The 13498-nt window shown below is 51.4% G+C and carries 12 protein-coding genes; 1 reads left to right on the plus strand and 11 read right to left on the minus strand.

Features of this window, described 5'->3' with window-relative positions:
- Nucleotides 1-249 precede the first annotated feature (249 nt).
- The 3 genes from KO1_RS25630 to KO1_RS25640 all read right to left on the minus strand — a co-directional run bounded on the left by KO1_RS25630 (nucleotide 250) and on the right by KO1_RS25640 (nucleotide 5022).
- Entirely contained in the window at nucleotides 250-471 is a 222-nt protein-coding gene (locus tag KO1_RS25630; RefSeq protein WP_004106283.1) for a putative periplasmic lipoprotein, read from the minus strand.
- Between the two features lie 281 nt (nucleotides 472-752).
- Nucleotides 753-3869 (minus strand): efflux RND transporter permease subunit, encoded by a 3117-nt coding sequence (locus tag KO1_RS25635; protein ID WP_064407174.1) that lies wholly within the window; start codon nucleotides 3867-3869, stop codon nucleotides 753-755.
- 13 nt (nucleotides 3870-3882) lie between these two features.
- On the minus strand, nucleotides 3883-5022 hold the full coding sequence (locus KO1_RS25640; RefSeq protein ID WP_004106280.1) for an efflux RND transporter periplasmic adaptor subunit: 1140 nt from the start codon (nucleotides 5020-5022) through the stop codon (nucleotides 3883-3885).
- A gap of 378 nt (nucleotides 5023-5400) precedes the next feature.
- On the opposite strand from KO1_RS25640, the gene envR reads away from it, so the two are divergent.
- Nucleotides 5401-6042, plus strand: a complete 642-nt coding sequence (gene envR / locus KO1_RS25645; RefSeq protein ID WP_004106278.1) for an acrEF/envCD operon transcriptional regulator — start codon at nucleotides 5401-5403, stop codon at nucleotides 6040-6042.
- A gap of 73 nt (nucleotides 6043-6115) precedes the next feature.
- Here the strand turns inward: envR and fis are convergent, their stop codons facing one another.
- From fis to accB, 8 genes are all read right to left on the minus strand, one after another.
- Nucleotides 6116-6412: a DNA-binding transcriptional regulator Fis gene (fis, locus tag KO1_RS25650; protein ID WP_000462905.1), complete on the minus strand. Its 297-nt coding sequence runs from the start codon at nucleotides 6410-6412 to the stop codon at nucleotides 6116-6118.
- Nucleotides 6413-6436: 24 nt separating this feature from the next.
- Complete coding sequence (gene dusB, locus KO1_RS25655; RefSeq protein WP_016808190.1) at nucleotides 6437-7402, minus strand: tRNA dihydrouridine synthase DusB; 966 nt, start codon at nucleotides 7400-7402, stop codon at nucleotides 6437-6439.
- A gap of 328 nt (nucleotides 7403-7730) precedes the next feature.
- A complete protein-coding gene (locus KO1_RS25660; RefSeq protein WP_004106274.1) occupies nucleotides 7731-8471 on the minus strand; it encodes a carbonic anhydrase in 741 nt (246 codons plus the stop codon).
- Between the two features lie 138 nt (nucleotides 8472-8609).
- The gene (gene prmA / locus KO1_RS25665) at nucleotides 8610-9491 is read right to left on the minus strand and encodes a 50S ribosomal protein L11 methyltransferase (RefSeq protein ID WP_004115921.1); all 882 of its coding nucleotides are present in this window, start codon (nucleotides 9489-9491) and stop codon (nucleotides 8610-8612) included.
- 11 nt (nucleotides 9492-9502) lie between these two features.
- Nucleotides 9503-10954: a sodium/pantothenate symporter gene (gene panF, locus KO1_RS25670; protein WP_004106270.1), complete on the minus strand. Its 1452-nt coding sequence runs from the start codon at nucleotides 10952-10954 to the stop codon at nucleotides 9503-9505.
- The gene (locus KO1_RS25675; protein WP_004106269.1) at nucleotides 10944-11186 is read right to left on the minus strand and encodes a YhdT family protein; all 243 of its coding nucleotides are present in this window, start codon (nucleotides 11184-11186) and stop codon (nucleotides 10944-10946) included. Before KO1_RS25675 ends, panF begins: the two co-directional genes overlap by 11 nt.
- Nucleotides 11187-11296: 110 nt before the next feature.
- Nucleotides 11297-12646 carry an acetyl-CoA carboxylase biotin carboxylase subunit gene (gene accC, locus KO1_RS25680; protein ID WP_004106267.1) on the minus strand — a complete coding sequence of 450 codons (1350 nt, stop codon included), beginning with the start codon at nucleotides 12644-12646 and terminating at the stop codon, nucleotides 11297-11299.
- A gap of 10 nt (nucleotides 12647-12656) precedes the next feature.
- Nucleotides 12657-13130 (minus strand): acetyl-CoA carboxylase biotin carboxyl carrier protein, encoded by a 474-nt coding sequence (gene accB / locus KO1_RS25685; protein ID WP_004106265.1) that lies wholly within the window; start codon nucleotides 13128-13130, stop codon nucleotides 12657-12659.
- Nucleotides 13131-13498: the final 368 nt, after the last annotated feature.

Consider the following 13498-nt stretch of genomic DNA (forward strand, 5'->3'; position numbering starts at 1 on the left):
CATTGCCAGGCATCAAACAAGTAAAAAGCCCATCCGTTAGGATGGGCTTTTTGCGTTTTCGCTCCTGCGTAAATATCCTTTTTCCTGGCTGGTAATGGCAATTTATCCGTTTGACGTTATCTGAGGGGAGGGGCTTTGCCCGGCCTTTAGTCGCGGGTGATACCTACCGTTAAGCATCGCGGAACTTACCTTCGGGGAAGCGGTACCGGATAACCCTCCGGTACCTTTTATGGCAGAGAAGAGAAGGCGTTAACGGGTTAAAGCTACAATACCGAGCGTCAGGCCAGCTACCGCGGCTGCGCCGCCGGCAATCGCGCCAGCGGTTTCCCAGTTATCCTGAGTTGTTCCTTTCACACAAGTATTGGTATGGACGAGTCTACCTTCAGAGTCATAAACCGGTACGCACGGAGAGTCATGTGCACAGCCGGCAAGTAGCGTAGCCAGCAATGCCACTATAATAAATTTGTTCATGATGTTACCTCTAAATAATCCGCTTCGCTGTAGTGGCGAACCCACGTACATACGGAACAGCTTATTTTATCATCAGAAATATAGTTGGCCGCCAGAGTAAATAATCTCAATTTATGACTAACGTAAATATTATTAAGAAAGACAGATGATCATGAGTAAATAATGTGGGTTGCGGGGCGAGGGTAGGTTAAAGAATAATAAATATATTTAATATCAGTGAGATAGGTATTTATTTTTCAGGCAAGAAAAAAGGCACCGGATGGGTGCCCTGGAAAGAATATTTAGTCTATGTGCCTGGTAAAGCGCCGCCTTACTACCACAAAGAAGACCGGGACAAAGAATATAGCCAGCAATGTTGCCGTCAACATTCCGCCCATAACTCCGGTACCTACTGCATTTTGAGCTCCGCTGCCTGCGCCATGGCTAATAACCAGAGGCAGAACACCCAAAATAAAAGCAAGGGAAGTCATCAGGATAGGACGTAGACGCATACGGGATGCTTCCAGTGTGGCTTCGATAATGCCCTTGCCTTCTTTATCCATCAGGTCTTTGGCAAACTCAACGATAAGAATCGCGTTTTTCGCAGAGAGGCCAATAGTGGTTAATAAACCTACCTGGAAATAAACGTCATTATTAAGCCCGCGTAACGACGCCGCGAGTAATGCTCCAACAACGCCTAATGGTACGACGAGCATGACAGAGAAGGGAATCGACCAGCTTTCATAAAGCGCCGCAAGACACAGAAAGACGACAATCAGCGAAATGGCATACAGGGCTGGCGCCTGATTACCCGATAAACGTTCTTGATAGGACATTCCCGTCCAGTCGTAACCAATACCGGCAGGAAGCTTGCTGGCTAGCTGTTCCATTAAAATCATCGCATCACCGGTACTTTTCCCCGGCGCCGCTTCCCCCAAAACTTCCATAGAGGGTAAACCATTGTAGCGCTCCAGGCGCGGTGAACCATAAACCCAGCGCGAGGTCACGAATGCGGAGAACGGGACCATCTCGCCGTTCGCGCTGCGAACGTACATATTATTGATATCGCTCGGCAGCATACGGAATTTAGCATCGGCCTGAACGTAGACTTTTTTCACGCGTCCATGGTCAATAAAGTCGTTAACGTAGTAGCCCCCTAGCGCCGCGGAAATGGTCTCATTGATATCGGATAGCGAAATACCCAGAGCCTGAGCTTTCTCCTGATCGACATCAAGCTTGAATTGCGGCGTGTCTTCGAGCCCGTTGGGGCGAACGCGTACCAGCTGGTCAGGGTATTCTCTCACCATACCCAGAAGTTGATTACGGGCCTGGGTTAATGCGCTATGGCCCAGGTTACCCTGATCGATAAGCTCAAAATCAAAACCGGTAGCCGTACCCAGCTCGATAATTGCCGGCAGGTTGAAAGGAAAGACCATAGCATCTTTAATCTGACTAAAGGCAACGGTAGCCCGTTTGATGATTGCCTCAACGCCATTCTCTGCGCCGCTGCGCTCTTCCCATGGCTTCAGGCTGACAAACGCCATACCGGAGTTTTGGCCCTGGCCGCTAAAGCTAAAGCCGTTAACGGTAAAGACGCTTTCAACGTTCGCCTTCTCTTTATGCAGATAGTAATCGGTAACCGTATCAAGAACCTTCTGCGTGCGTTCCTGCGTTGCGCCTGAAGGGAGCTGGATCATGGTCATAAATACCCCCTGATCCTCATCCGGCAAGAAAGAGGTGGGCAGGCGCATAAACAATACCGCCATACCCACAACGATTAGCAAATAGATGATCAGATAGCGCCCGGTACAGCGCAGGATCCCACTCACGCTGTTGGTGTAGTGATTTACGCTACGATCGAATTTCGCATTAAACCAGCCAAAAAATCCTTTTTTCTCATGATGATCGGCTGATGCGGGTTTCAGTAAGGTGGCACAAAGCGCGGGGGTCAGGATCAGCGCCACCAGTACGGACAGCGCCATCGCGGAGACGATGGTGATAGAAAACTGCCGATAAATCGCCCCCGTAGAGCCGCCAAAGAAGGCCATCGGGACAAACACCGCCGATAGCACCATGGCAATACCCACCAATGCCCCCTGGATTTGCGACATCGACTTTTCCGTCGCCTCTTTTGGGGAGAGCTTCTCTTCTACCATCACGCGTTCGACGTTTTCCACTACCACGATAGCATCGTCGACCAGCAGGCCTATTGCCAGCACCATGCCAAACATCGTTAGCGTATTGATGGAGTAACCGAATGTTGCCAGCACGGCAAAGGTGCCAAGCAGAACGACCGGAACTGCGATAGTGGGGATCAGAGTAGCCCGGATATTCTGTAAGAACAGATACATCACAAGGAAGACGAGGATGATGGCTTCAAATAGCGTCTTCACCACCTCGTGGATAGAGATTTTCACAAACGGCGTGGTGTCGTAAGGATAGACGACCTTCATCCCCTGTGGGAAGTACGGCTGCAGTTCGAGTTCGGCAAGCTTCGCTTTTATCGCCGCGGCGGTATCAAGGGCATTAGCGCCGGTCGCAAGTTTAATTCCCAGGCCTGAAGCTGGCTTGCCATTGATTCTTGCGACGACGTTATAGTTTTCTCCGCCCAGCTCAATGCGTGCCACATCTTTCAGATGCACGACTGACCCGTCGGCGTTCACTCGCAGAGTTACTTTGCCAAATTCTGCGGGGTCCTTCAATCGCGTCTGGGCAATGATGGATGCATTTAGCTGCTGGCCTTTAAGGGCCGGAGTGCCGCCAAGCTGCCCTGCAGCAATCTGATCGTTTTGGATTTTAAGCTGGTTAATGACGTCAACAGGCGTCAAATTGTACTTATTCAGCAGGTTTCCATCCAGCCAGATGCGCATTGCATACTGTGCGCCGAAGAGCTGTACATCACCCACGCCGTTAAGGCGGCTGATGGTATCTTTGACGTTCGAGGCCACATAGTCAGAGATATCATCCTGAGTGGTGCTGGGGTTATCGGAGATGAAACCAGCGACCATTAAGAAGCTACTGCTTGATTTCTCGACGCTAATCCCCTGCTGCTGTACTTCCTGAGGCAGTAGCGGCGTTGCCAGCTGGAGTTTATTCTGTACCTGAACTTGCGCAATATCCGGATCCGTACCCGAGGTAAAGGTCAGCGTAATGGTCACGCCGCCGGCGGAATCGCTGGTTGAGGACATATACATCAGGTTATCAATGCCGTTCATGTTCTGTTCGATAACCTGAGTCACCGTATCCTGTACGGTTTGGGCATCCGCGCCAGGGTAGGTGGCGGAGATAGCGACCGCAGGCGGTGCGATGGTCGGGTATTGTGCTATCGGGAGCTGCATAATCGCGAGGCCGCCGGCAATCATCATGATGATTGCCAGCACCCAGGCGAAAACCGGGCGATGGATAAAAAACTTAGACATAGGGATTCGTACCTTATTGCGCGACAGTCGTCGCGGTATCCTCTTCGGCCTTCACCGTGACGCCGGGACGCACTTTCTGCAGACCGCTGACAATGACCTTTTCACCGGCTTTCAGACCGCTCGTGATTAACCACTTATCGCCAATCGCCTGCGAGGCGGTGACTGGCCGCGTTTCAACCTGGTTTTTGTCATTGACGAGCATCACGCTGGCATCACCGCGCGGCGTACGGGTTACCCCCTGCTGAGGAACGAGAATAGCGTCTGGTGAAATACCTTCGTCGATGCGAGCGCGAACAAACATTCCTGGCAGCAGAGTATGCTGTGGGTTGGGGAAGATTGCGCGCAGCGTAATAGAGCCGGTGCTCTCATCTACCGTAACATCGGAGAACTGCAGGGTGCCCCGCAGCGCATAAGGTTGACCGTTTTCCATAATCAGCTGCACGCTTTTAGTGCCACTGCCCTGCTGCAGACTCTCCTGCTTCAGGCGCATGAAATCATTACTGGACTCGGTAACATCAACATAAATAGGATCGAGCTGCTGTATCGTCGCCATTGCATCAGCCTGACCATTTGTCACCAGTGCGCCTTCGGTTACGCTGGATTTGCCGATGCGACCGCCGATAGGTGAAGTCACTTTGGTGTACGCCAAATCAATGCGCGCGCTTTCAACGGCGGCTTTTGTTGCGATAACATCGGCATCCGCCTGGCGGGCCGTCGCTACTGCCTGATCGTATTCCTGCTGACTGATATATTTTGTGCCGAGAAGAGGCGCATAACGTTTGACCGTTAAATGGGCGATAGCCGCTGCGGCCTCTGCTTTCGCTTCATCACCCTTTGCGCTGTTATAAGCTGCCTGATAGGTCGCCGGATCGATTTGATAGAGAGACTGTCCAGCGGCGACATCGCTACCTTCGACAAAGTTACGATGCAGGATAATGCCGCTAACCTGCGGGCGAACTTCCGCTACGCGGTAAGCTGATGTCCGGCCAGGTAGCTCCGTGGTCACGGACAGCGGCGCGCTGTTCACCACATAAACGGAGACCTGAGGTATCTGCGCATGCGGTTGCCGATCGCCTGAATCATCACAGCCGCTGAGCAGGAGGGCCGGGATGATGAGGCTGGATAAAAGTGTAACCCTGACGTGACGTGTCATTGCTGTTCCTTATAGATTTTGAGCCAGGCTTGGCCACGAATCTGTGCAAGAAATAATGAATTAAAATGCGGTTTGGTATCCTACAAATAAAAAACGGTGGATGTAAGAAATAGTTATTTTTTAGCCATCAGCAAGGCACGCAAAAACAAAATATCGGTGATTATGTTTTGAGAATGATCTCAATTTAAAATTTGCTTACACTGATATTTAATCGGTGAATAAATTTCTTTTAATTATTCTTGTGGTGTATTTATTTGCATTTCACTTGAGATTTAACTTATCTGTATTTTTGCTAAACAATATTCATTGTCAGATGTTAGGTTTATACGTATTCACTTATTTCCCACACTCTTAATCTGGCGTAGAGCGGAGCACCGTATGCCTAGAAGAACGAAAGAAGATGCGTTAAAGACGCGGCAGCTTTTGATTGAGTCAGCCATTCAACAGTTTGCCCTACGCGGCGTGACCGGTACAACGTTAGCCGATATCGCTGATGCTGCTGGCGTGACGCGGGGAGCAGTCTACTGGCACTTTTCCAGCAAAGCGGAACTCTTTAATGAAATGTGGCAACAGCAGCTTCCGTTACGTGATCTGCTTAAACATGAATTTACCTCTTCACATGCTCAGGACCCGCTCAGCAGGCTACGAGAAAAATTTATTATCGGTCTGCAATATATCGCCATTAATCCCCGTCAACGTGCGCTAATGCAAATTCTGTATCAGAAGTGTGAGTTTTCCAGCGAGATGATATCCGAGGCTGAGATTCGCAAAAAAATTGGTTTTAGCTATCCCGTTATTCGCAGTGTTTTACAGCTCTGCATTCGTAACGGATTATTACCAGAGGAAACCAACGTTGAAATTTCATTAATTGTATTACATAGCGCATTTGTCGGTATTATTAAAAACTGGCTCGTAGAGCCCGGAAAATTCGACCTGTATCATCAGGCTCCCGCTTTGGTTGATAATATTATGTCGGTCCTTTGCGGAACCCGCGGGCTACAGGCGATAGTCAATCATTAAAACGGATGCAATAAAAAAGGCGCTTCCCCATGCCGAAGAGCGCCTTTTATATCAAACACTTAACTGATTAGTATCAGTTCATGCCGTATTTTTTCAGCTTTTTACGCAGAGTACCACGGTTGATGCCCATCATCAGGGCAGCACGGGTCTGGTTACCGCGGGTGTATTGCATCACCATGTCCAACAGGGGCTGTTCTACTTCAGCCAGTACCAGCTCATACAGGTCATTAACATCCTGACCGTTCAGTTGAGCAAAATAGTTCTTCAGTGCCTGTTTAACCGAGTCACGCAGGGGCTTTTGAGTTACCTGATCCTGAGAGTTAACGGTAGAAACGGTCAGTACGTCAGAATTTACGCGTTGTTCGAACATAGTTCTGTCAGCTCTTTATTTCTATTACGCAAAATTTTCGAAGTATGCCTCCAACGCCTCCAGCTGTTCGCTGGAATCTTCTATGGCGTTGAATGTGCGCCGAAACTGGTCATCTGGAGCGTGTTCCTGCAGATACCAGGATACGTGTTTGCGTGCGATTCGGTACCCTTTTGCGTGGCCGTAAAAGCCATGCAGTTCCCGAACGTGTGCACAAAGCAAGCGCTTAACCTCTGCCAGGGGCAGCGGGGGCAGCAGCTCTCCAGTGTCCAGATAGTGCTGGATTTCCCGAAAGATCCAGGGTCTTCCCTGAGCCGCACGGCCTATCATAAGGGCATCAGCCCCCGTATAGTCGAGCACGGCTCTGGCTTTAAGCGGGTCAGTAATGTCGCCATTCGCGATAACCGGAATGGAAACTTTCTGCTTAACTGCCCGAATACTGTCGTACTCAGCGTCTCCGTTAAACAAGCAGGCGCGGGTGCGTCCGTGAATAGTCAGAGCCTGAATGCCACATTCTTCAGCCAGTTGGGCAATTTCTACACAGTTACGGTGTTCCGGTTCCCAACCGGTGCGAATCTTGAGAGTTACGGGAACGTCCACTGCTTTGACGACCGCCGTCAGGATCGACTTCACCTGGTCGGGGTACTGCAAGAGGGCTGAACCTGCAAGCTTACGATTCACTTTTTTAGCCGGACACCCCATATTGATATCAATAATTTGGGCGCCGCTTTCCACGTTAATACGGGCGGCTGCAGCCATCTCTTCCGGCACGCTGCCGGCGATTTGCACGGTACGAATACCGGGCTCATCAACGTGCACCATCCGTAAGCGGGACTTGTCGCTCTCCCAGACCTGCGGGTTGGAGGACATCATCTCGGATACGGTCAACCCTGCTCCCATCTCGTAACACAGCGTCCGGAATGGTCTGTCAGTAATGCCAGCCATAGGCGCTGCGATAAGTCGATTTCTGAGCTGGTAGTGTCCGATGCGCATGAGTTAAGAAATGACCATACTGTGACTGCAAGGCGGCGTATATTACGCATTTTTTGCACGAGATGAAAGGCCAAACTTTGAGCAATCCACTGAGGTGGATCAAAGAATCGCCGTCCAGGTCGGCGCTCATGAATAATTAGCTTTATAAATCATTGCATTAAAAATATGTGATGAATTTATCTACACATATATTTTTGCATAACTTCTCATTTTTTCTTCCCGGGCCGGGGTGTGGACAAGATAATCTGCTGAATTAATCAGCAAATTATCTTGGCTTTATGTGAGTTAGCTCTCATTTCAGAACATGATCGTGAAGCGTATCTGATGTTTACTCAATGACGACGCGACCATTCAGCGGCTGCACCGGACGATTGTTATCGTGATGCATGGTATGGCTAAATTTTGCCAGCTGCGCGGCAGACAACGTTAGCGGATGCTTAAGGACAATCCAGGTTACCCCTTCAGAGCAGGGCGGAGTAGTCAGAGAGCCGCTGAATCGCCAGTATGTCTTGTCCGCAGGAAGCAGGGCGTTGAGGTCCATTTGCGTGCTGATCTTCGCATTCTGCTCCGCTTTTTCCGGCATAGTGGCCCACAGTTTGTTCAGCTCGCTATTTTCCGCCCCCTGGTCAAACATCACCGCTACGACAGTGATGGCTCCTTGAGCGTTGGTATGGACCAGGTGCATCTCCATCGCATAGTGCTTACCGTGAACGGTATTTTCGCTCGGGGCATGGAAATGGAACTGCTGAAGGGTAAATGGCGTACCGTCAATTGTAATGGTGTCCGCTGTGGTAGTTTTTAACCCGGCCTGAATGGTGTGACCATTGTTGATGAGCGTAATTGGGCCATCAATATAGTGGGTTTCCAACGGTGACAGGTGCGCTTTGAACGTGGTATCGATGTTGATGGGAGATTGGTTCATGCCGCTCTGGCAGGTTTTGTACTCTTCACTGAGCGCTCCCCAGTGCTCCGGCGAACCTTCGCCTTCATAGCCCCAATGGGAAGCAAAAACCGTAATGGGCATCATGCTTAACACCAACAATGCCGCCTTGCCTAAAGATGTTTTCATATAATTCGTCCAATGAATAAGATGATGATTTTATTGGTAACTACAATATGTTACCGCATCATCTTATTCTTATTGGGCGAATGATTTTGTACAGAAAACGCGAAAAGTTGTGGCCTGCGATGAGGCCACAAGGAGAGATTACTTTTTAATACCGGTAATCCGGCACCACTCCTCTTTCTCCACGACGGGATCGAGATTAAAGAGGTCGGCGTATGCCTCACAAACGCTTTCCGCCTGGCTGGCAAGGATGCCGGAAAGCCCCAGCAGACCGCCTGTAACCGGCAGCACGCTGATAAGCGGAGCTAGCTCGCGTAATGGGCCAGCCAGAATGTTTGCGACCACGACATCGGCTTTCATCGCCTCTGGCTGATCTTTAGGCAGATACAGTTCCAGGCGTTCAGAGACCCCGTTGCGCTCGGCGTTATCGCGGCTGGCCTGAATCGCCTGCGGATCGATATCAATACCAATCGCTTTCGCTGCGCCCAGCTTTAAGGCCGCAATGGCCAGAATGCCTGAGCCGCAGCCAAAATCGATGATCGTTTTGCCTGCGAGATCGAGTCCATCCAGCCATTCGAGGCACATTGCCGTTGTGGGATGCGTACCGGTACCAAACGCCAGGCCCGGATCGAGCATCACGTTAACGGCGTTTTCATCCGGCACATCCCGCCAGCTCGGGCAGATCCACAGGCGTTTACCGAAGCACATAGGGTGGAAGTTATCCATCCATTCGCGCTCCCAGTCTTTATCTTCCAGTTGTTCGATTTTATGCACGAAACCGGCGCCCAGCAGCGGATGCTGCTCCAGAATCGCGACCACTTCTTGCATGTCTGTTTCAGCGTCAAACAGGCCGATAACATCAGTATCGCCCCACAGACGGGTCTCGCCCGGCAGAGGTTCGAATACCGGCGTGTCGTGCGTATCCTGGAAAGTAATGGAAACGGAACCCGCTTCCATCAGCGCATCGCTCAGTTCTTCCGCGTTCGCGCCGGTAGTGTTCAGTTTCAGTTGGATCCATGGCATGGCAAAACTCTTTATTTATCAGTAGTCAATACGGCGGCTTGCGGGGCGGAGGTTCCGAAGCGGTTTCCGACCAGGAAAGCCAATAAGCTTAACAGTAACGAGGGCACTATCGGATGGAAGCCCAGGTACTGAAGATTAAAAGTGGCGAGTATGGCATAGAGTACGCCGCCGACGATCATCGCGCTCAATGCGCCTTTCGCGTTCGCTCGTTCCCAGTACAGGCCCAGCACCAGCGGCCATAAGAACACGGCCTCCAGGCCGCCGAACGCCAGCAGGTTGAGCCAGATAATCATCTCAGGCGGACGCCAGGCTGCCAGCAGCAGTAAAGCGCCCAACAGCAGGGTGATCGTTGCCGACATCCGCTTCAACCGGGTTTCATTTGTTATCTGCTCGGGGCGCAGATTCAGATACAGATCTTTAATGATCGTAGCGGAACTTTGCAGCAGTTGAGCGTTGATCGTCGACATAATGGCGGCCATTGGCGCAGCGAGGAAGATCCCGGCGGCAAATGGCGGCAATACTTTCACCATGAGGGTAGGGATGACCAGATCCGGCACCGTCAGATCCGGGATCACCGCGCGGCCGAGCGCTCCGGCAAGGTGCATACCAAACATCAGGATCGCGACGACTACTGTGCCAATGATAATTCCCCGGTGAACCGCTTTGCTGTCTTTATAGGAGATGCAGCGAACGGCGGTGTGCGGAAGGCCAATCACCCCGAAGCAGACCAGCACCCAAAAAGAGGTCATAAAGGTGGGAGAAAGAATATCATCAGCCCCCTGCGGAGAGACCAGCTTAGGATCGATAGTTTGCAGCGTTTCTACCGCATTATGTAGCCCGCCAGCCGCATGCACGACGCCAACCAGCAGAACAATCGTTCCTATCAGCATTACCATCCCCTGGAGGGTGTCATTGAGGACGCTGGCACGAAAACCGCCGAACGCGGTATAAAGTGCGATACTGACGCCAAAAATCAGCAGGCCGGTTTCGTAGGGGATGCCCGCCGCGGTTTCCAGCAGGCGCGCCCCGCCGATGAACTGCACCGTCATTGCCCCAACAAAAGCAACCAGTAGGCTCAGGCTCGCGAGCCAGACCAGCAGGCGGCTTTGATAGCGGGCAAAGAGCATATCGTTCAGCGTTACGGCATTATAACGTCGCGCCAGAATGGCGAATTTCTTACCCAAAATTCCCAGCGAGAGCCAGATAGCAGGAAGCTGGATCATCGCCAGCAGTACCCAGCCGAGACCATATTTATAGGCCGCGCCGGGGCCGCCTATAAACGAGCTTGCGCTGATATAGGTAGCCGTAAGCGTCATGGCTAATACAATGCCGCCCATCGAGCGGCTACCGAGGAAATACTCGTTCAGGAAGGAACCCGTTACGCGCTTACGCATCGCATAGATGGAGAGAGCAAACACCACCAGCAGGTAGGCGACAAGCGGCAGTATGACTTCAAGCTGCATCGTCATCCTCCAGAGGAATATCGCGATAAATCAGTTTTACCATTGCCCAGCACAGCAGGATAAACACCAGCGGTACCAGCAGGCAGGCCATTTCAAACCAGTGCGGCAGGCCGGTTATGCCAATACCGACGCCCGGCAAATAGGCGGCAGCCAGCCAGGCCGCAAGATAAAGAAGGGTTAGCCACAGCGCCCAGCGCGCCTCTTTATGGGCCTGAACAAAACGTTTGTCCATTTTTTGTCCCTTGAGGATGAAGAAAGCGGGGATTGTACCGCATGGAAAAGCGGAGAGGAGAGAAAAAGAAAAAAGGCCGGATTATCCGGCCTTTTGCAGCAGTAAGAGAATTACTTCTCCTGCAATCCGAGTTTTTTCTCCAGATAGTGGATATTGGTGCCACCATTCTGGAAATGTTCGTCGTTCATGATGCGGATCTGCAGATCTACGTTGGTTTTGATGCCATCGATAATCAGCTCCTGCAGCGCATTTTTCATGCGGGCAATCGCGACATCACGGTTTTCACCATAGCAGATCAGCTTGCCGATCATTGAGTCATAGTACGGAGGTACGGTGTAGCCTGCGTAGATATGAGACTCCCAGCGTACGCCAAAACCGCCCGGCGCGTGGAAGCGGGTAATTTTACCCGGGCTCGGCAGGAAGGTGTTCGGGTCTTCAGCATTGATACGGCATTCCACCGCATGGCCTTTAACCATAACTTCTTCCTGCTTGATGGACAGCGGCTGACCAGCAGCGATGCGCAGCTGTTCTTTAATCAGATCGACGCCGGTGATCATCTCGGTTACCGGGTGTTCTACCTGAATACGGGTATTCATTTCGATGAAATAGAACTCGCCGTTTTCGAACAGGAACTCAAAAGTACCCGCCCCGCGATAGCCGATATCGACACACGCTTTGGAGCAACGCTCGCCGATATAGCGACGCAGTTCCGGAGTAATGCCCGGCGCCGGTGCCTCTTCGACGACCTTCTGGTGACGACGCTGCATGGAGCAGTCGCGCTCAGCCAGATAGATAGCGTTGCCCTGACCGTCAGCCAGTACCTGGATCTCGATGTGGCGAGGATTCTCCAGGTATTTCTCCATATACACCATGTCGTTGTTAAAAGCGGCTTTTGCTTCCGCTTTGGTCATGGAGATGGATTGAGCCAGCTCAGCATCGCTGCGCACGACGCGCATACCGCGACCGCCGCCGCCGCCGGAGGCTTTGATAATCACCGGGTAGCCAATGCGTTTGGCATGGGCGCGGTTAACGTCCATATCTTCACCCAGCGGGCCGTCAGAGCCCGGTACGGTTGGAACGCCCGCTTTCTTCATTGCGGTAATGGCAGAGACTTTGTCGCCCATCAGGCGGATAGTGTCTGCTTTCGGACCGATAAAGATAAAGCCGGAACGCTCAACCTGCTCAGCGAAGTTAGCGTTTTCGGACAGAAAACCATAACCCGGGTGAATAGCCACCGCGCCGGTGATTTCAGCTGCGCTAATGATAGCCGGGATATTGAGGTAACTTTTTACGGACGGAGCCGGGCCAATACAGACCGTCTCATCCGCTAACAATACGTGTTTTAAATCGCGATCCGCCGTTGAGTGCACAGCAACGGTCTTGATGCCCAGTTCTTTACAGGCACGCAGGATACGCAATGCAATCTCGCCGCGGTTGGCGATAACAATTTTATCCAGCATGTTCGCCTCGTTATTCGATGACGACCAGTGGCTCGTCAAATTCTACCGGTTGACCACTTTCGACCAGAATGGCTTTCACCACGCCGGATTTATCGGCTTCGATCTGGTTCATCATTTTCATGGCTTCAACGATGCACAGGGTATCGCCCGCGTTAACTTTCTGACCGATTTCGATGAAGGCTTTCGCGTCCGGGCTCGGGGTGCGGTAGAAAGTACCAACCATTGGGGAACGTACGATGTGACCACTGATTTCCGCTGCCGCAGGGGCTTCCATTGCTGGAGTGGCCGCAGTTGCGACTGCGTTAGACAGAGCCGGCTGTTGCTGCATCATCGGTGCGGCATAAGCCTGTTGCATCACCGGGAAACCTGCGTTTGGCGCGGCACGGCTAATGCGTACCGACTCTTCGCCTTCAGAAATTTCCAGTTCGGAGATACCTGATTCTTCAACCAGCTCGATCAGTTTTTTAATCTTACGAATATCCATGAGTGGGTTCCGTACTCTTTGTTTAGTGTGATTGTGACAGGCGTGTTAGCACCGTCTGTAAAGCATATGAATTACTGCTGATTCATGACGCCGCCATTGGGCATAAGTCGACAGGTTACGCTCCGGCTGCCCGAAAGCAAAAAGCGAAACTTACCGGCCAACATGCGGCCATCTTCTGCCATTCTCGGGTAAAAAACAAAATATACCTTCGATACGCGATTGTCACCTTTTCGGGACTCAAAAAGCCCGTAAGGAAAACCAAAGTCGCACATTATAACGATTTCGTAGCATTTGGCAGCTAAATACTGGTCTTATCAGGGAAGATTATCAACCGCTATCGTGTAAAGTGGGGCGGTTGATAAAAGAAC

This window comes from Klebsiella oxytoca NBRC 105695, from assembly GCF_001598695.1.
Classification (GTDB): domain Bacteria; phylum Pseudomonadota; class Gammaproteobacteria; order Enterobacterales; family Enterobacteriaceae; genus Klebsiella; species Klebsiella oxytoca.